Annotated in this window: 17 protein-coding genes; 9 read left to right on the top strand and 8 right to left on the bottom strand. The window is 63.5% G+C overall.

Annotated elements, in window-relative coordinates; genetic code table 11:
• Positions 1-29: 29 nt before the first annotated feature.
• A complete protein-coding gene (locus YH3_RS01280; protein WP_039973474.1) occupies positions 30-527 on the bottom strand; it encodes a TIGR04338 family metallohydrolase in 498 nt (165 codons plus the stop codon).
• Positions 524-1,348: a DUF2786 domain-containing protein gene (locus YH3_RS01275; RefSeq protein WP_064442861.1), complete on the bottom strand. Its 825-nt coding sequence runs from the start codon at positions 1,346-1,348 to the stop codon at positions 524-526. The genes YH3_RS01280 and YH3_RS01275 overlap by 4 nt, the downstream gene beginning before the upstream one ends.
• Positions 1,349-1,462: 114 nt before the next feature.
• Between YH3_RS01275 and YH3_RS01270 the strand changes: the two genes are divergently transcribed.
• The 6 genes from YH3_RS01270 (at position 1,463) to YH3_RS01245 (ending at position 8,559) form a co-directional block, all read left to right on the top strand.
• Positions 1,463-2,536: an ABC transporter ATP-binding protein gene (locus tag YH3_RS01270; RefSeq protein ID WP_003946073.1), complete on the top strand. Its 1,074-nt coding sequence runs from the start codon at positions 1,463-1,465 to the stop codon at positions 2,534-2,536.
• Positions 2,537-2,706: 170 nt separating this feature from the next.
• Positions 2,707-3,996, top strand: coding sequence for an ABC transporter substrate-binding protein (locus YH3_RS01265; protein ID WP_007735225.1), 1,290 nt, complete (start codon positions 2,707-2,709; stop codon positions 3,994-3,996).
• Between the two features lie 20 nt (positions 3,997-4,016).
• Positions 4,017-5,192, top strand: coding sequence for a carbohydrate ABC transporter permease (locus YH3_RS01260; RefSeq protein ID WP_007735224.1), 1,176 nt, complete (start codon positions 4,017-4,019; stop codon positions 5,190-5,192).
• Entirely contained in the window at positions 5,189-6,025 is an 837-nt protein-coding gene (locus YH3_RS01255) for a carbohydrate ABC transporter permease (RefSeq protein ID WP_003946046.1), read from the top strand. The genes YH3_RS01260 and YH3_RS01255 overlap by 4 nt, the downstream gene beginning before the upstream one ends.
• A gap of 22 nt (positions 6,026-6,047) precedes the next feature.
• Positions 6,048-6,257, top strand: coding sequence for a hypothetical protein (locus tag YH3_RS01250; protein WP_019746112.1), 210 nt, complete (start codon positions 6,048-6,050; stop codon positions 6,255-6,257).
• A 112-nt stretch (positions 6,258-6,369) separates the two neighbouring features.
• Complete coding sequence (locus YH3_RS01245) at positions 6,370-8,559, top strand: transglycosylase domain-containing protein (RefSeq protein WP_030537723.1); 2,190 nt, start codon at positions 6,370-6,372, stop codon at positions 8,557-8,559.
• Between the two features lie 24 nt (positions 8,560-8,583).
• Here YH3_RS01245 and YH3_RS01240 read toward each other — a convergent pair whose 3' ends face one another.
• Complete coding sequence (locus YH3_RS01240; RefSeq protein ID WP_003946055.1) at positions 8,584-9,882, bottom strand: hypothetical protein; 1,299 nt, start codon at positions 9,880-9,882, stop codon at positions 8,584-8,586.
• Positions 9,883-10,021: 139 nt separating this feature from the next.
• A complete protein-coding gene (locus tag YH3_RS01235) occupies positions 10,022-11,080 on the bottom strand; it encodes an SDR family oxidoreductase (RefSeq protein WP_007735220.1) in 1,059 nt (352 codons plus the stop codon).
• Between the two features lie 90 nt (positions 11,081-11,170).
• Between YH3_RS01235 and YH3_RS01230 the strand changes: the two genes are divergently transcribed.
• Positions 11,171-11,482 carry a helix-turn-helix transcriptional regulator gene (locus tag YH3_RS01230; RefSeq protein WP_007735219.1) on the top strand — a complete coding sequence of 104 codons (312 nt, stop codon included), beginning with the start codon at positions 11,171-11,173 and terminating at the stop codon, positions 11,480-11,482.
• A gap of 150 nt (positions 11,483-11,632) precedes the next feature.
• Positions 11,633-13,024 carry an amidase gene (locus tag YH3_RS01225; RefSeq protein WP_064442860.1) on the top strand — a complete coding sequence of 464 codons (1,392 nt, stop codon included), beginning with the start codon at positions 11,633-11,635 and terminating at the stop codon, positions 13,022-13,024.
• Here the strand turns inward: YH3_RS01225 and YH3_RS01220 are convergent.
• Positions 13,016-13,747 (bottom strand): MBL fold metallo-hydrolase, encoded by a 732-nt coding sequence (locus tag YH3_RS01220; RefSeq protein WP_003946042.1) that lies wholly within the window; start codon positions 13,745-13,747, stop codon positions 13,016-13,018. The genes YH3_RS01225 and YH3_RS01220 overlap by 9 nt on opposite strands.
• Positions 13,748-13,844: 97 nt before the next feature.
• Here YH3_RS01220 and YH3_RS01215 point away from each other — a divergent pair, with 97 nt between their 5' ends.
• Positions 13,845-14,390 carry a hypothetical protein gene (locus YH3_RS01215; protein ID WP_230359295.1) on the top strand — a complete coding sequence of 182 codons (546 nt, stop codon included), beginning with the start codon at positions 13,845-13,847 and terminating at the stop codon, positions 14,388-14,390.
• Here YH3_RS01215 and YH3_RS01210 read toward each other — a convergent pair.
• Genes YH3_RS01210 through YH3_RS01200 form a run of 3 tightly spaced genes read right to left on the bottom strand, consistent with a single transcriptional unit; the run spans position 14,358 to position 16,904 of the window.
• The gene (locus YH3_RS01210; RefSeq protein WP_007735215.1) at positions 14,358-15,017 is read right to left on the bottom strand and encodes an enoyl-CoA hydratase-related protein; all 660 of its coding nucleotides are present in this window, start codon (positions 15,015-15,017) and stop codon (positions 14,358-14,360) included. The two genes, YH3_RS01215 and YH3_RS01210, sit on opposite strands and share 33 nt — an antisense overlap.
• Positions 15,014-15,673: a TetR/AcrR family transcriptional regulator gene (locus YH3_RS01205; protein ID WP_003946066.1), complete on the bottom strand. Its 660-nt coding sequence runs from the start codon at positions 15,671-15,673 to the stop codon at positions 15,014-15,016. The genes YH3_RS01210 and YH3_RS01205 overlap by 4 nt, the downstream gene beginning before the upstream one ends.
• 43 nt (positions 15,674-15,716) lie before the next feature.
• The gene (locus YH3_RS01200; RefSeq protein ID WP_064442858.1) at positions 15,717-16,904 is read right to left on the bottom strand and encodes a CaiB/BaiF CoA-transferase family protein; all 1,188 of its coding nucleotides are present in this window, start codon (positions 16,902-16,904) and stop codon (positions 15,717-15,719) included.
• Positions 16,905-17,144 lie beyond the last annotated feature (240 nt).

Raw genomic sequence — 17,144 nt, 5'->3', positions numbered from 1 at the left:
ACACCACCCGGTTCACCGAGGGCTGACATCTAGTCCGTTCGAACACCACCGGCAAGGAACATCGCTCGAAGAACGAAGGCCGCCTCGGGCCCGATGATCTCGCCGACAAGGCTGGTGTAGCGGTCGACGAACTCGGGCCCGTGGGAGGCCTCGTCGGAAGTGGGGTCGCCGAGGTGGTGCGCCAGTTCGTGCAAGACAACGAATTCGCGTAGCGCCCACCGGCCGTCACGGTCGTCCGGGACGGCGATGACGTCGTTCGAGTAGTGAGCGGCGGCATTGCCGCCGCGGGAGCGTACGGACACCGGAATGGTTGCGCGAGTCCAGGTCTCCCGTACCCAATTCAGCCCGAGTAGCTGATCGCAGTACGCCTGGACCGACTCCACGGAACCGAATTTGCGCTCGACCGGCAAGGTGATGGTGGAACCCATGACCTCGACGCTCCGAAGTCCACGCTGGTCGGCGCGATCGAACATGGTGCGCACCAACGTCTCTGCCTCGTAGACGGCGCTCCGCTGCGTATCCCTCACGAGTCCAGCTGCCCGCGCCCCCCGCCGATCTCCGGAAGGTTCCCCAGACGTGCGGAGCGCGCAGCCCGATCACCCGCTCGTCGAGCATGCGAGGAATGCCCGGCGCTTGCGCGGCCGCCGCCCCGCCACGTCCCACGCGCTTTGGAGTTGGACGAGTAGTAGTCCTTCAGCTCGATTTCCTTGTTACGCAGCACGAGTGCGGTTTCGGAAGACGACGTGGCAGATTCTGCGATCGCAGTCTTCTCCGTCTCCTGCTTCGTCTCGGCCAACCGAGCGCCGATGCGGGACGCGTACGCCATCTGGAAGTTCAGGCGCGCCGTCACTCCGGCGACCGGCTTGCGGACCTGCGTGCTGACGCGTCGTCGTCCACGAGTTTCGACGACGGTCCGCACGGACGTTTCGCCGCGGTACGCCCCGGAACGCACGTACGCGTCGGAGTCACGCACCATCTGGAAGAGCAGGCTCGAATACAGGGCCTCACACACGTCGATGTCGCCGGCGAACCCGTAGGCGTAGATGACGGCCGACGTCTGCGCGATGTCGCATTGCACGTCGTTGGCAGCGGCGATGGCGATGAACAACTGGGCGTACGTTCGCAGTCCGCGCTTGCCCGGTTCGCCGATGGTGATGAGCCGTTGAGTGGGCGTCGCACGCTTTTCCGAAGACGCGGTGTGCGCACGCGCGACCGCCAGGTCGATCGCGGAACTGGTGGCCAACCGCTGAGCGGCAGCCATGAAGGCTTCACCTTCGTGTGGATTGTCGGTGGACTCCGCTTGGCGAAGCAGCGCACCGATGCGGGTCAGCATCTTCTCCGAACTCACCGTGAAAGACTACGCTCGCGCGCCGACACGGACGTTTATGCTGCTAGCGCACACGCTCACCCTCGACTTGGATCGTCCGGCACGTTCCTGCCGGTAGAAGGGATCAACCCCGTCATGGCTTCAGTGACTTTCGAGAGCACCACCTGCCTGTTCCCCGGATCGAACACTCCGGCAGTGGACAAGCTCGACCTCGAGATCGAGGACGGCGAGTTCCTCGTCCTCGTCGGACCCTCCGGCTGCGGAAAGTCGACCACCCTGCGCATGCTCGCCGGGCTCGAAGACGTCCACAGTGGACGCATCCTCATCGGCGACCGCGACGTCACCGGTCAGGAGCCGAAAGAGCGCGACATCGCGATGGTCTTCCAGAACTACGCGCTGTACCCGCACATGTCGGTGGCCGAGAACATGGGTTTTGCGCTCAAGCTCGCCGGAACCAACAAGACGGAGATCCGCGCCCGCGTCGAAGAGGTCGCGAAGATGCTCGATCTCGAGCCGTACCTCGATCGCAAGCCCAAGGCGCTGTCCGGTGGCCAGCGTCAGCGAGTGGCGATGGGCCGCGCCATCGTTCGCCAGCCGCAGGTCTTCCTGATGGACGAGCCGCTCTCGAACCTCGACGCAAAACTCCGTGTGCAGACACGTACGCAGATCGCTCAGCTGCAACGACGCCTCGCGACGACGATGGTTTACGTGACCCACGACCAGGTCGAGGCCATGACGATGGGTGACCGCGTCGCCGTCCTCGAAAAGGGAATCCTGCAGCAGTGCGCCTCGCCGCGCGAGCTGTACAACAAGCCGAAGAACGTCTTCGTCGCCGGCTTCATGGGTTCACCCGCGATGAACCTCTTCACCCTCCCCGTCGTCGACGGCGGCGTCGCATTCGGTGACGGGATCGTTCCGGTTCCGCGCGAGACGATGAACGGCGTCGTCGAAACCGAGGTTGTTCTGGGTATTCGCCCCGAGCACCTCGAGATCGCCGCCGAAGGCCTGCCGATGGAGGTCGACGTCGTCGAGGAACTGGGCTCGGACGCCTACGTCTACGGCCGGACCACGATCGGCGGACGGTTGCAGCAGATCGTCTCGCGTGGTGACTGGCGCAATCCGCCGCAGAAGGGCGAGCGAGTCAACCTGCGCGTCGACCCCGAGAAGGTGCACATTTTTGCCACCACCGACGGGCGTCGCCTGGGTTAGGTCGACCTGTCAAACGACACATGACCGATTCAGGTTCGGCGTAATACCCACAAGTACGGGTGTCTCGTGCCACAGTAGGGGCCGATGCCGGGAGCCGGCACTCATGGCGCATGCCGTGAGCAGGCTCTCGGTGACCGTCTATTTGTCATACACATACGGGGAGCGAATCCATGGTTCTGAACTCGAAGGCGATGCGCCGCGCTGCAATTGCAGCCACGGCAGCGTCCATGCTGGTACTGGCAGGCTGTTCGTCCGATTCGGACAAGGACAGCGGAACCAGCACCACGGCCGCATCCGGGGGATCGTCCTCGAGCGAAGGCCGCGGACCCATCACGATCGTCGAGGGGCAGGATGCCCTGAACGAGGCGCTCGAAAACATCATCTCCGACTGGAATGCCGAGCATCCGGACGAGAAGGTCACGCTCAAGCCGCTGGCGAAGGAAGCCAACGCGCAGGTCGACGACATCACCCAGCGCATGCAGGCCAAGAGCGACGAGTACGACCTCATCGGCGTCGACGTCGTCAACACCGCCCAGTTCGCCGCAAACGGTTGGCTGCTGCCGCTCGAGGGTGACCTCGCGATCGACGAGTCCGGCCTCCTGCCGTCGACCGTCGCTTCGGGCACCTACAACGGCAAGCTCTACGCAGCGCCGAAGAACACCAACGCCGCCTTCCTGTACTACCGCAAGGACCTCGTCGAGAAGGCCCCCACCACGTGGGCCGAGCTCAAGGAAAACTGCCCGAAGGCTGTCGAAGCCGGCATCTCCTGCTACATCGGTCAGTTCAAGAACTACGAGGGCCTGACGGTCAACACCACCGAGATCACCAACGCCTTCGACGGACCGTGGGTCGGCCCGGACGGACTCACCCCGGCCATCGACGACAAGACGAAGGCAGGCGTTCAGTCGATCGTCGACAACTTCGCCGACAACACGATCCCGCAGGAAGCGCTGACCTACTCCGAGGGCGAGTCGCAGACCGCGTTCGGCGACGGCAAGGCACTCTTCATGCGCACGTGGTCCGGCTTCTCGGTCGACGGTGAGAAGACCTCGGTTGCCGGCAAGTACGGCTACACCGTTCTTCCGGGTGTCGACGGACCGGGCGCTTCGACCGTCGGCGGCTACAACGTCGGCATCAGCGCGTACTCGGACGCCCCCGCCACGGCTCGTGACTTCCTCGAGTTCATGCAGACCAAGAAGTCGCAGACGTACTTCACCGAGGTCGGCGGCGCACCCGTCCTCTCGGCTGTCTACGACGATCCGGCAGTGCTCGCTCAGTTCCCGTACTTCGCGACCCTGAAGGAAGCACTCGCCACCGCTCAGCCGCGCCCCGTCACGCCGTACTACACGCAGGTGTCGAAGTCGATCTCCGACAACACCTACGCTGCTATTCGCGGCGAGAAGACCGTCGAGCAGGCTTTGGCGGACACCAAGGCCGGCATCGAAACCGCCGGTAACTGATCTACCAGGAGCAATAAGCAATGGCAGAACCGCAGGATCCTTCCGCGGCTGTGCCTACCAACCCCACGGTCGGGGCCGGTTCAACCGGTCCCGACCGTTCGGGCGTTGGTGGGAGACACCGTGCACCGGAACCGCTAGAAGAGCCGTCGGCATCCGAGGCAGCAGGGACATCCCTGACCAAGGTTCTGCCTGACCTTGCAGCTACTCCACCCCCGCCGACCTCGCCCCCGCCTGCGTCGGCGGACAAGCCGAAGAAGCGTCGACGAGTTCCGGTGTGGGCGTTCGTCGCACCGTCGCTGATCGTTCTCGCCGTCATCATTCTGTATCCGCTCGGACGAGCGATCTGGATGTCGATGCACAGCGACGGCAAGAAGCTCGATCCCGAGACCGGCATGTTCGTCACCGGTCAGTTCACGTGGTTCGACAACTACAAGAACTGGATCACCCAGTCCTGCAACACCGCCAACGGCTCGATTCCCTGCCCGCCCGGCACACTCGGATCGCAGTTCTGGCAGTCGATCGGAAATACGTTCGGCTTCACCGTCGTCACCGTCCTGCTCGAGACGGTGATCGGTCTGTCGATGGCGTTGATCATGGCCAAGACGTTCCGCGGACGCGGTTTGCTCCGCGCTTCCGTGCTGATTCCCTGGGCCATCCCCACCGCCGTCACCGCGAAGCTCTGGTTCTTCATCTTCGCCAACGACGGCATTGCCAACAAGATCCTCGGCACCAACATCCTGTGGACGGCGGACCCCTGGCCGGCGCGATTCGCGATCGTCGTCGCCGACGTCTGGAAGACCGCGCCGTTCATGGCGTTGCTGATCCTCGCGGGTCTTCAGATGATTCCCGCCGACGTCTACGAGGCCGCCAAGGTCGACGGTGCGACGGCGTGGCAGCGGTTCCGCATGATCACGCTTCCGCTGGTCAAGCCCGCACTCATGGTGGCGGTGCTCTTCCGCACGATGGACGCGCTGCGCATGTACGACCTGCCCGCGATCATGATGGGATCCAATCCCGCCACCTCCACCATCTCGGTTCTGGTGGTCGATCAGATGCGCGTCGGCGCCAATTCGGCGTCGGCACTGTCCACCATCACGTTCCTCATCATCTTCGCTGTGGCCTTCATCCTGGTCCGATTCCTCGGAGCAAATGCGGTCAGCACGCAGGAAAAGCAGCGGAAGGGGGAGCCGGTATGAACAAGGCACTACGCGGCAAGATCGGCACCTACATCGGCGTCGTACTGATCATCGTGTGGGGACTCGCTCCCTGCTATTGGATGATCGTGACGGCGCTGCGCGACCCGGCGGACACGTTCTCGACGTCGCTGTGGCCCACCAATCTCACGCTGTCCAACTTCACCGCGGCGCTCGATCCCGACGCGAAGGTGAACTTCACCCGTGCACTGATGAACAGCCTCATCATCGCGGGCGCGACCACGCTGATCGCCTTGGTCATCGGCGTGTTCACGGCGTACGCGCTCTCGCGTTTCGATTTCCGTGGCAAATACTTCGTCACCGGAATCATCCTCGGCGCGTCCATGTTTCCGGTCGTCGCCCTCGTGACCCCGCTGTTCCAGTTGTTCACCGACATCGGCTGGATCGGCAGCTACAAAGCGCTGATCATCCCGAATATCTCGTTCGTGCTGCCGCTGACGGTCTATACGCTGACGTCGTTCTTCTCCGAGCTTCCGTGGGAGCTCGAGGAGGCGGCGCGTATTGACGGCGCCACCCGTGGCCAGGCCTTCCGTCTGATCATGCTTCCGCTCGCCGCGCCGGCACTGTTCACCACCGCGATCCTCGCCTTCATCGCAACGGTCAACGAGTACCTGCTCTCGCTCCAACTCTCGAGTGACAAGACCGCACCCGTCACCGTGGCGATGGCCAAGTTCTCCGGAACGGACCCATTCGTCACGCCGTACACCTCGATCATGGCCGGCGGAACCCTCGTGATGGTCCCGCTGGTCATCATGGTTCTCATCTTCCAGCGACGCATCATCGCCGGTCTGACCGCAGGCGGCGTCAAGTCGTGATGCGCGCTTGCGCACGGTTTCGATGAGGCGGGCTTCGCGCGCCCAGCGTATGGAGCTGATTGCCGGCTTCATCTCGGTCTTCGCCCTCATGGCGTTGATCGGCGCTGTGGTCGCGATCGTCAAGGGAGACCCCGGCGTGATGCCGTCTTTGGTGCTGCTCGGTTGCGTCGTCGCTCTCGGGCTCGCGTTCCGCGGATATCGGAACGCGGTCCGAGCAGAACGTCGCGAGTAGCCAGCCCGGTAGGGTGACATTTCGGTATCGCAGTTGCCGGGAGTTATCTGATCGAGATATCACCCTGGTGGAATGGTGCCGGTAAGTCCGGATCCACGACCGGGAGTGTTGAGTGAGTCCATCTAACAGATCGAGTGCGACGGGTGGCGATCAGTCGTCGGCTCGATCGGGCAAGTCGGCTAATTCGCCCCGGTCGAACAAGTCGGCCAAGCCCGCGAAAAAGCAGCGCTCGAAGTGGCGGTACGTCCGGCGGACCATCTACGTGCTCGTGCTCCTGATGGTCATCGTGCCCGCGTCGGTTTTTGCTGTCGCGTACAGCCGGACCGACGTCCCGCGCCCCTCTGACATGCAGACCAATCAGGTGTCCACCATCTACATGGCCGACGGCACGACCGTGCTCGGCAAGGTAGTGCCGCCGGAGGGAAACCGGACCGAGGTCGCTTTGTCGGCCATCCCGATTCACGTCCGCGATTCGGTGCTCTCGGCGGAGGATCGTAACTTCTACACCAACCCCGGGTTCTCGATCTCCGGATTTGCTCGCGCTGCCCGCGACAACGTGATGGGCAAGGAAAGTGCCGGCGGTGGCTCGACGATCACTCAGCAATACGTGAAGAACGTCTTGGTCGGTGACAAGCGCAGTATCGACAGGAAGCTGCGTGAGCTCGTCATCTCCGCCAAGATGGCGCGCGAATGGTCCAAGGACGACATTCTTGCCGCGTATCTCAACACCATCTACTTCGGTCGCGGTGCGTACGGCATCGCCGCCGCGTCGAACGCGTACTTCGACAAGCCGGTCAGTGAGCTGAGTGTCGAGGAAGGTGCAGTTCTCGCGTCCGTCATCCAGAGCCCGTCGTTCCTGGACCCCGAGACCAATCTGTCCGCGCTGCAAGCGCGCTGGGACTACGTTCTCAACGGCATGGTGGAACTGGGCAGCCTGACCAAGACGGATCGCGACGCGATGCAGTTCCCGGTCGTCGCCCCCGCCAATCGGCCGACCGATCTGAACCAGGCGCCAGGACCCGAAGGCCACATCAAGACCCAGGTACTCAAGGAACTGGCAGAGGCCGGTATCAGCGATCAGACGCTGAACACCGCTGGTCTGCAGATCACGACGACCATCGACCCGGTTGCGCAGGAAGCTGCGCTGAACGCCGTCAGGCGGAATCTCGAGGGCGAGCCGGAAGACCTGCGGACCGCAGTAGTGTCCATCGACCCCAAGACCGGTGGCGTCGACGCCTATTACGGCGGTGACGACGGAGCCGGCTTCGACTACGCCCAGGCGCCGCTGCAGACCGGTTCCGCGTTCAAGGTCTTCGGTCTGGTCGCAGCATTGATGGAAGACATTCCGCTGTCCGCACGGTTCGACAGTTCACCGCTCACGATCAACGGCGTGACCATCGGAAACGTCGGCGGCGAATCCTGTGGTCGATGCACCATCGCCGAGGCACTCAAGCGTTCGCTGAACACCAGCTTCTACCGGTTGATGCTCTCGATGGAGAACGGTCCCCAGAAGATCGCCGACGCCGCCCACCTGGCCGGCATCCCCGAGCACATTCCCGGACTCGACTACCCGACGCTCACACAGGAGGGTGGTCCGCCGGAGAACGGAATCGTGCTCGGCCAGTATCAGTCTCGCGTTATCGACATGGCGTCCGCTTACGCGACGCTCGCCAATTCCGGTGTGTACCAGCAGCCGCACTTCATCCAGAAGGTCGTGACGGCCGAAGGTGAAGTCCTGCTCGATCGCCCGGTCTCTCCCGGTGAGCGTCGTCTCGATGCTGCCGTTGCCGACAACGTCACGCAGGCAATGCTCCCGATCGCGTCGTACTCGAACGGTCACGCGCTTGCCGGTGGACGCCCGTCTGCAGCCAAGACCGGTACCGCGCAGTTGGGTGACACGGGCCAGAACAAGGATGCGTGGATGGTCGGTTACACGCCGTCGCTGTCCACCGCGGTGTGGATCGGAACTTCCGACGCTCAGGCCATCACCAACTCCTACGGTGGTTTGATCTACGGCTCCGGAGTGCCTGCGGACATCTGGAAGAGCACGATGGACGGCGCGCTGAAGGGATCCGACTGGGAGAGCTTCCCGTGGCCGGACCCCATCGGCGGGCAGGCCGGCGTTCCCGCGAACTCCGGTGTGACCTCGGGGGACGGGACGGGCACGCCCACGACGGGCGCGGTCGCTCCCCCGGCGCCCATCGAGGTGCCCGGCCTACCGCCGATCGAAGTGCCGCCGCTCCCCCAGTTGCCGCGTCAGATCGAGATCCTGCCGGGCATCGTCATCCCACTACCGGGCTGACAAGCAGCGCTCGATTTCCGGTTCTCAGGCCTGATCGTCGAAGAGACCGAGTTGGGTGGGCGCTGCATCTTTGGCAGGCAGTACGACGACGCGCAGTCCGCGCCTGAGGTTGCGGATCGCGTGCGTCCACGCGCGCTTCTCGCCCGCACACAGGTCGGTGTCGTCGTCCTTGCGGCGGATGGACTCGGTCAACGCCTCGTGCCAGGCAGTCTCCTGCTCCTGGCTGATCCGCAGGTAGTCGAGAATGGTGTCGCGGTCGTGCTCACAGATCACGGCAACCTCTTCGGCGCTGAGCTCGCCCGTTCCGTCTGCGTCGAGTTCGAGGAGCGCCATGAGAGCCGGCGGAAATTCGTGGCACTCGTGTGACTCGTATTCGGCACCGGGATCTTCGTGCTCGGAGGCCATGCCGTCGTTGAAGGCGGTGTCTCCGGTTGCGCGGATGGGTTGCCCGCCCAGTTCTTCGGCGAGTTCGTCGGATGCTTCGGCCAGTTCGGCGAACGAGCGCAGAGCCCGCAGCAGGTGCTCGGCGACGAAGGGTGCGCCGTCCACGCGGACCACGCCCAGCACACTCTGCTCGACGAGAATGAGCTTGATGGTCGGCCATTGCCGATTGAGCTGAGCAAGAATTACAGCAGCGTTCTCGAGGTTCTCCACCGAATGCACGACCCGCGAGAACACCTCTACGTACTCGTCGTCCTCGAGGACACGAACATAGGTGACCTGCTCACCGCGGACCAGCGGGATGTCGCCGTCGTCGTCACGCTTGGGCGGATGACCGAGAAGGCGCTCGACGGCCCCGTCGACCAGGATCCGCAGCATGTCGCCCGAACCCGAGGGAGCGTGAGACGGCGTCGTGGCGAACGCCGGCGTCGACTCGCGCCCACTGGTGCTGGCACGCAGGAACGACGGGTGCGCAATGCTCCACATTTCACGGAAGACGCGCAACACCTTTGTCACCAGTTCCTCGGGACGAGCGCGGTCGACGTCGATGTAGAAGGACATGGACCCATTGCCCTCGGGTTCGTGCTCGCACAGATCGGGAGCGTTGAACCCCATGTCGAGCAGCGCTGAATGGTCTTCCGGTTCGAGCATCCGCAGTGGATGCAGAAACCTGTTGGAAGGAACTTCACAGCGCACGGAGGTCTGGTTCCATGCGAAGAACTGGATGCACGCGGGTGCGTCGGCCAGTTCGTCCATGCTGTCGTAATGCGACTCCACCACGAGGGTGTCGTCGTCCTCCATCACGGAGATGTAGCGAGCGAGATGAGTCTCGAAAGTAGTCCAGGCACTCAGGATTTCCAGATCGAAAGTATTGTCCGACATCGTCGCTCCTCTGGTCCGGGGGCGCATGGGGCCCTACCGACGACTCGCCGAAACCCCTGCTTTTCAAACCCCGCCTACGACGGTAGTCCTGGGGTCCGACAGTGACAGTGTTCGTAGGATCCGGGTGACCGTGTTTCAGTCAGGGGATTATCTTCCGAGCCTGCAGATTGGCGAAGATGTCGAGGAACATCGCTTCGGTGTCGACGTGGCGGTGAAATCCGAACCGACGAGCTTTCGATCCGTCAGCGAAAAAGTCGTAGTCCCATCCGAATACGAAGTCACCGAACCCCCAGGACGAGACATCGGAATACGGGGTCCGAGCAAGGTGGTGTTCCTCGACGAGTTCATCCCACACCGACTCCTTGTCCGCCATTGCGACATCGAGGGACATCGGGAGCGGAGGTGCGACGTCCATGTCGAAGAAGGCTGCGATCTTCGGCCACATCTCCTGCCAGCGGAACAGGTCGCCGTTGTTGATGTTGAACGCCTGATTTGCGCACTCGGGGTTGGTCGCGGCCCAGACCGTCGCTTCGGCCAGGAGTCCGGCGTCGGTCATCTCGATCAAGCTGGTGTACGCGCCGGGCTTGCCGGGGAATCGGAGTGGGACACCCAGTTTCTTCGAGATGGTCGCGTAGACGGCGATGACCATCGCGAGGTTCATCGGGTTACCCAGTGCGAATCCGGAGACGACCGAGGGTCTGATCGCCGACCATGTCCACGACTTGCCGAGCTGCCTGCGTTCGAGGAACTGCTGTTGGTCGACGTTGAACTCGGGTGGCATGTGCGGTGGATCGCTCTCGCGGGCCGGAGTTTTGAACGGTCCGAGGTGTGCCCCGTAAACCTTGTAGCCCTGCATCAGGCTGACGTGCTCGAGTCCGCCCGCAACGGGCTCGATGGCGTCGAGAGTGTTGACCAGCATCGCCAAGTTGGGCGGAACCAGCTCGGCCCATGTCGGGCGGTCTTGATAGGCGGCGTAGAAGACGTGAGTGACGTCGCCCAGTCCGCTCAGTGCCGCTGCAGTCCGGTAAGGATCGAGCAGGTCGACTGCGATGTGTTCGACCCGGTCGGTGTCCGTACCGCCTCGCCGCGAGAGTCCGATGATCTTCCATTCTCCGGTCGACTCGAGGTGATCGATCAAGTTCCCACCGATCACGCCTCGGGCTCCGACCACGAGTGCCACTTTGTCGTGCTGCACCATTTCAGCCTCCCATTGGTATATCGCGATGTTGCGATATAGGGAGTGAACCACACATATCGGCATTTCGCGATCTAGCGGTATGATCTCGACATGGAAGACGCAACAACCGAGTGGGAAACGGCGTTCAAGGCGCTGGCCAACCCGATGCGTGTGCAAATCCTGCAGTGGTTGAAAGACCCCGGGAGCTTTCCCCCTCAGCTCGAGCCTGCCGAGGAGGTCGGAGTGTGCCTCAAGCACATTCAAGCGAGGGCGAAGGTGTCGCAATCGACGGCGTCTCAGTACATGGCCGCACTCCAGGCCGCGGATTTGGTGACCACCACACGAATCGGCCAGTGGAGGCACTACAAACGAAACGAGCAACAGATCGAGAAGCTTGCAGCATTCATCAGGCAGGGTTTGTAGATACCAGCACCTGACCGATCCCTCGGGAGCTGCCAACGTTGTGGCAAAATCTCACATCGCCGGAGCCGTCGGTATGTGCATTGTGGTCGTTTCTCGGTTCACTCGCTGTCCTTAGGCTCGGCAGAGGGTACTGGCAAGGAGAGGCGTGCGATGAGTCGTGAGAGCTGGGTGGGCCGTGATGCCCGATCCATCGCCGAAGCCGTGCGGTCGGGTCAGGCGTCGGCGCGGACCATCGTCGAAGACCACCTCGCACGGGTCGACGAATGCAATGACGAACTCAACGCACTGGTCACCGTGTGCGCCGAGGAGGCTCGCACGGCCGCGGATGCCCTGGACGAACGACGCCTTCTCGGTGAGACACTCGGCCCCCTTGCCGGGGTTCCGTTCACGGTCAAGGACCTGATCGCCACTGCCGGCGTGCGCACCACTGCCGGTTCTCGCACTCTGGCGGAAAACGTCCCGGCCGTCGACGCCCCGGCCGTCGCGGCATTCAAGGCTGCCGGTGCGATTCTGATCGGCAAGACCAACACCCCGGAATTCGGCGCGTGCGGCCTGACTCGAAACGAACTGTTCGGAACCACGGCCAGTCCGGTGCGACCGGACGGCGTCGTCCGGTCCCCCGGCGGGTCGAGTGGCGGCGAGTCCGCGTCGGTTGCTGCCGGAATGAGCGTGCTCGGACTCGGTACGGATTTTGGTGGCTCGGTGCGTTGGCCCGCCCACTGCACCGGCCTCACTTCGGTTCGCCCGACGCTCGGACGTGTCGATCCGGAAGGTCAGTATCCAGGCGTGCTTTCGGATGGACGGGTACTCGCCAACCCTGCGACGATGCACGGCACGATCCAGATCATCGGCCCACTGGCCCGCAACCTCGGTGATGCGGCGCTTGCGTTGCGCGTCCTGTCGATGCCGCATTTCTCGTGGAGCGAGCCTGATTCGGTCGACGTCGACGACCTCGACATCCGCTGGGCCACCGGCGAGGGAACGATTCCCGTCGACGAAGAAATCCGGTCAGCGGTTCGGACGGTGGCGATCAGCCTGGACGCGAGCGAGTACGACGGTCTGGCTCTGCCGCGGGCCAACGCGCTTTTCGGCGCGTTGCGATCGGTCGAGACCCACGCGGACATCCACTCTCTCGCCGCAGGTTCAGCGCACTCTTTCGACGCGGACATCACCGCCATGCTTGCGGCAGGCCGTGATCGCAGTTCCGCCGAGGTGGAAGCGCTGTGGGCGGATCGTGCGATGTTGATCGCCGAATTCCTCGACGAGATGGGCGACGTCCTGATTCTGCCGGTTGCGTCGGTGCTCGCTCCGCCGCTCGGTGTGGAGAGCTTCGAGGTGGGCGGTCGCAAACTCACGTGGATGGACGCGCTCGCGAGTTGCCGGGCGATCAGTGTGCTCGGCCTTCCGTCGGTCGTGGTTCCGGTAGGACTCTCCCGCAACGGTTTACCGGTCGGAGTGCAAGTGGTGGCCCGGCCGTTCCACGAGCATGTTGCGCTGTCCGTGGCGGCGCGAATCACGTCGAATGCGCAAGCTCTAGTCTGACTTCCATCTTTCGGTTTCGGCTGCGAAACGTGTTGCGTACGAGTCGGCCAGGTCGTGAAGCGTGGTGACGCAGTCGCCGTAGTACGTCGGTGCATGCATGGTAGCCAGAATCCGCGGCTCGAGGTCGGCCAGGGCGCGGATCGTGGGTTCGAGATCCGGGGTGAGGCAGGTGGCGTGGCCCAAGTCCTCGGCTTCCAAAGCGGGACCGACGATTTCGTGCTCGGTGGTCGCGGGGTGGTGCCCGAACGCAGTGAAGAGATCTCCGCAGAACAGCGTCGACGTCGTCTCCTCGAACATCAGACCCGCGTCCCAACCGTGTGGGACGTGTGGGGTGTCGATGTGCCGGACTCGGCGGCTGCCGGTTTCGAGTACGTCGCCGTCCTGTAAGGGAAGTGGCGCCCGATCGGCCAGATCGTTGACCTGGACGAAGCACCCCATCGCACCGTGTGCAACTTGCGCTTCGGGGGCCGCCGCAAGCCAGGAGTTCATGGACCCGCATTCGTCGGCCTCGACGTGACCGAACGTGATCCATTTCAGACGGTCGATGTCGATCAGCGTGGAGAGTGCGTCGGAAGCCGAGGTGAACAACGCTCGCTGCCCGGTGTGGAAGAGCAAGGGTTCCTCGCCGTCGACGAGAAACTGGTTCATCGTGAGGTTCGCTTCGTCCACGAAGGTCGACAGTCGGTAGATGTCCGGCGCGATTTCGGTGATCGTGGTGGTCATCGCTGTGCTCCGATCAGGGCTGTTGTACACGTCAATCTGTCTTCTTCAGCCTTCTCGCCGCCCCGCGCCTGCACAAGGCTCTGGAATAGTGGAGGACGTGTTCGTACTACTGCTGACAGGCCCGCCGGGCGCGGGGAAGAGTTCCGTGCTGACCGCGCTTCACGATCGACTCGGCGAGGCCGGGGTGAGCAACGCGATGATCGAGGTGGACGAACTCGAGCGGTGCTATCCGCCGCTGGGGGCCGAACGGGCAATCGCACACGTCGGGATGCTGTCCGCGTCGTACCGGGAAGCGGGGTACGGACTCCTGTTTCTCACGGCGACCGTCGAAGACGACGACTACGGGCGCGCCCTGCTGGCCGCGACCGGCGCCGAGGGGCACCTGCTGGCGCGCCTCGAGGCCGATCCGGATACGTTGCGTACCAGAATCATCGAACGTGAACCGGCCGGCTGGGCCGGGTTGGACGAGTTGGTGGAGGCGTCACAACTGCTGGCCGGTTCGATGCCGACGCTCAGTGGAGTCGACGTGGTTCTGAGCACCGAAGGCCGCGATCCCGAAAGTGTTGCCGACGATCTGGAAGCGGCTCTGCGAGAACACAGTCCGTCGCTTCTAGCCGTCGGTGTTCAGAGCGGTGACCACTGAAGCGAACATCGTCGACTTGATTGCCCCCAGTGTGCCCGCATTCTTCGGGCCGATCGGTGCAACCATTTCGATGGCCTTGGCGGTCAAAGCGTCGACGGATGCGGTGAAGTCCACCAAACCGGCTGCGAATGCGTCACTTCCGCCGTATCGCCGCCCCGTGGTCATGGCGACGATTGCCGACGCGGGGCTGAGTTTGGCCTGGATGAGAGCTGCCATTCCTTCAGTGAAGGGGATGTTGATGTCCACCTCCGGGAAGCAGTAGTAGCCGCGATCATCGCGCATGACGCGGTAATCGTGCGCGATGCCGAGCATGGCGCCGGCTCCGAAGGCGTGGCCGTTGATCGCCGCGACGGTGGGCATCGGGAACGTCAGCATCCGAGCGAACAGCGACTGCACCTGCTGCACATACCACTTCGCCTTGTCGCCGTTCGCGCCCAGCCAGTCGAGGTCGAGTCCGTTGGAGTAGAACTTGCCCGTCGCCGTGGTGACCAGGGCATGTGCGCTTTCGCTCAAAGCCTGGTCGAGTAGCTTGTCGACGGAATCGAGCCACTCCGGCGAGAATCGATTCTCGTCCTCGCCGAGATCGAGAACGGCGATCTTGTCTTCGAAGCGCAGAGTTGCGGTCATGATTGGCCTTTCCTGTTGCGTGGCTTGGGCAGTGGTGGGTCGAGATGCAGAACCGCTCGAACGGCGGCATCCAACCGCGCGCGTGCTGCGGCGTCGGGGACTCGCCAACCGTCGGCGCGTTTGGCGGGATGGATGAGCAGTCCGGTAGGCAGGCCGACAACACAGGCCTCGATTGCCTCGACGGCTCTGCCGTCCTTGCGGCCCCAGAGCGCGGTCGACAACCGGATGAACAACTCGACCAGAGACCGGTCGAGTTGTGTGAGTTGCTCGGCGATGTCGGCAGGGACGTCGGTGCCGAGCAGTTCGTCGCGCTGGATCGTCAACAGCAGCAACGCGGATTGTGGGTAGTCGAGCGCGAAGACGGCCGGAACTTCGGCGGCTGCGACGACGGCGGAAACCGCCGAAGTCGGCGACGGGTCCGCGAGAGCGTCGTCCACTCTCGATTGTTGAAGCGCGAGAAATCGTCGCGCAGCACGCAGCCACGCGCTACCGACCAGTCCACTGCGAGAGCCGAATGCGTGATAGATCGCCCCGTTGGATACACCGGTGGCGTCGGAGACTGCCCGGACCGTGACAGCGCTCGGTCCGGCAGTGGCGGCAAGTTTTTCGGCAGCGTCGAGCAGGGTGTCGAGGTCGTGGACGCGTGGCCGAGGCATGAACGCACAGTAACAGAGCGTCTGCTCTGTTACTAGTGTGCGGTCAGATCACAGAATTGGCGCGAAGATCCTCGATCTCCTCCGGGCGCAGGCCGAAGTCGGTGAGTACGTCGTCGGCGTCACCGCCGAGAGTCATGGGTGGCGCATTCCTGACGGGAAGAGTCTTGCCGTCCACCCAGAACGGTCCGCGGACAACGGGAATCGACGTTCCGTCGGCGCTCTGGGTCTGCTCGACCATCTGCAATGCCTCGACCTGAGGGTCGGAGAACACCTGATCGATCGAATGGATCGGGCCGCAGGGGATTCCGGCACCGCGGATCTCGGAGATCCATTGCGCCGCAACCTTCGTGGTCAGTAGGTCCTCGAGTTCTTTGGTCAGTTGGTCTCGGTGCGCCAAACGTTCTTTACCCGTGGCATATTCGGTACGGAAGGCGAGCTCGGGGTCACCGAGTACCGAGCACAGTGCGATCCAGTGCTTGTCCGAGCCGGTGGCAATGTTGATCGGGAAGTCGGCAGTGTCGAAAGCGCCGTACGGCGTGATCGTCGGGTGCGTATTGCCGTTCGGCGTCGAAACCCGCCCGGTGCTCAGGTAGTCCTGCGCCTGGAAGGTCATGATCGAGATCGCGGATTCCAGCAACGAGGTCTGCACGCGGTGCCCACGACCGTCGCGTCCGCGCGAAGCCAGTGCCGCCGTGATTCCCAGTGCCGCGTAGATGCCCGAGACCGTGTCGATGATGGGGATACCGACCCGCATCGGGGTCTGTTCCCCGGCACCGGTGACCGACATCAGCCCGGACATGCCCTGGGCCACCTGATCGAGTCCGGGCGCGAACTGGTCCGGGCCCACCGGGCCGAAACCACTGATGCTCATCACGACGAGCCCTGGATTCTCCTGCTCGAGCGAGTCGGGATCGAGCCCCATGTCGGCCAGTACTCCCGGACGGAAGTTCTCGACCAGCACATCTGCGTCGAGGGCCAGGCTGCGAAGCAGTTTCCGCCCGCGGTCACTGCGCATGTCGATGGCGATCGACCGTTTGCCGCGGTTCACGGAAGCGAAGTAGAGGCTTCGATCGCCGTCGAACGGCGGCCACTGACGCGAACTGTCGCCGGAGCCACGGGTTTCGACCTTGACCACGTCGGCGCCGAAGTCCGAGAGCAGCGACGTGCACAGAGGCCCCGCGAGAGCACGGGTGAGGTCGAGAACTTTGATACCGCTGAGCAATTGGTCCATGGGAGAAACCTCGGTTCTGTGGTGTGCAACGTCGCCCACTCGATCCGTCGCACCATCTGCGTGAATTGCCGCTGCAGTGATCGTCGGAGAGGGGAAGAATGAAGGTCAGGCCTGCTTTCGGCTGGGCTCGGTGACAACACTGGTCGAGAGCGCAAGGTGATGCGACGGCGACATTGCACAACTGCAGGGCCCGGATTTAGGCGCATTGTGTGACAGGCAGGATTGCGGTGGGCCGATACC

The sequence above is a fragment of the Rhodococcus sp. YH3-3 genome (genome assembly GCF_001653035.1).
Taxonomy (GTDB): domain Bacteria; phylum Actinomycetota; class Actinomycetes; order Mycobacteriales; family Mycobacteriaceae; genus Rhodococcus_F; species Rhodococcus_F qingshengii.
This window is presented reverse-complemented; position numbering and strand designations above follow the sequence as displayed.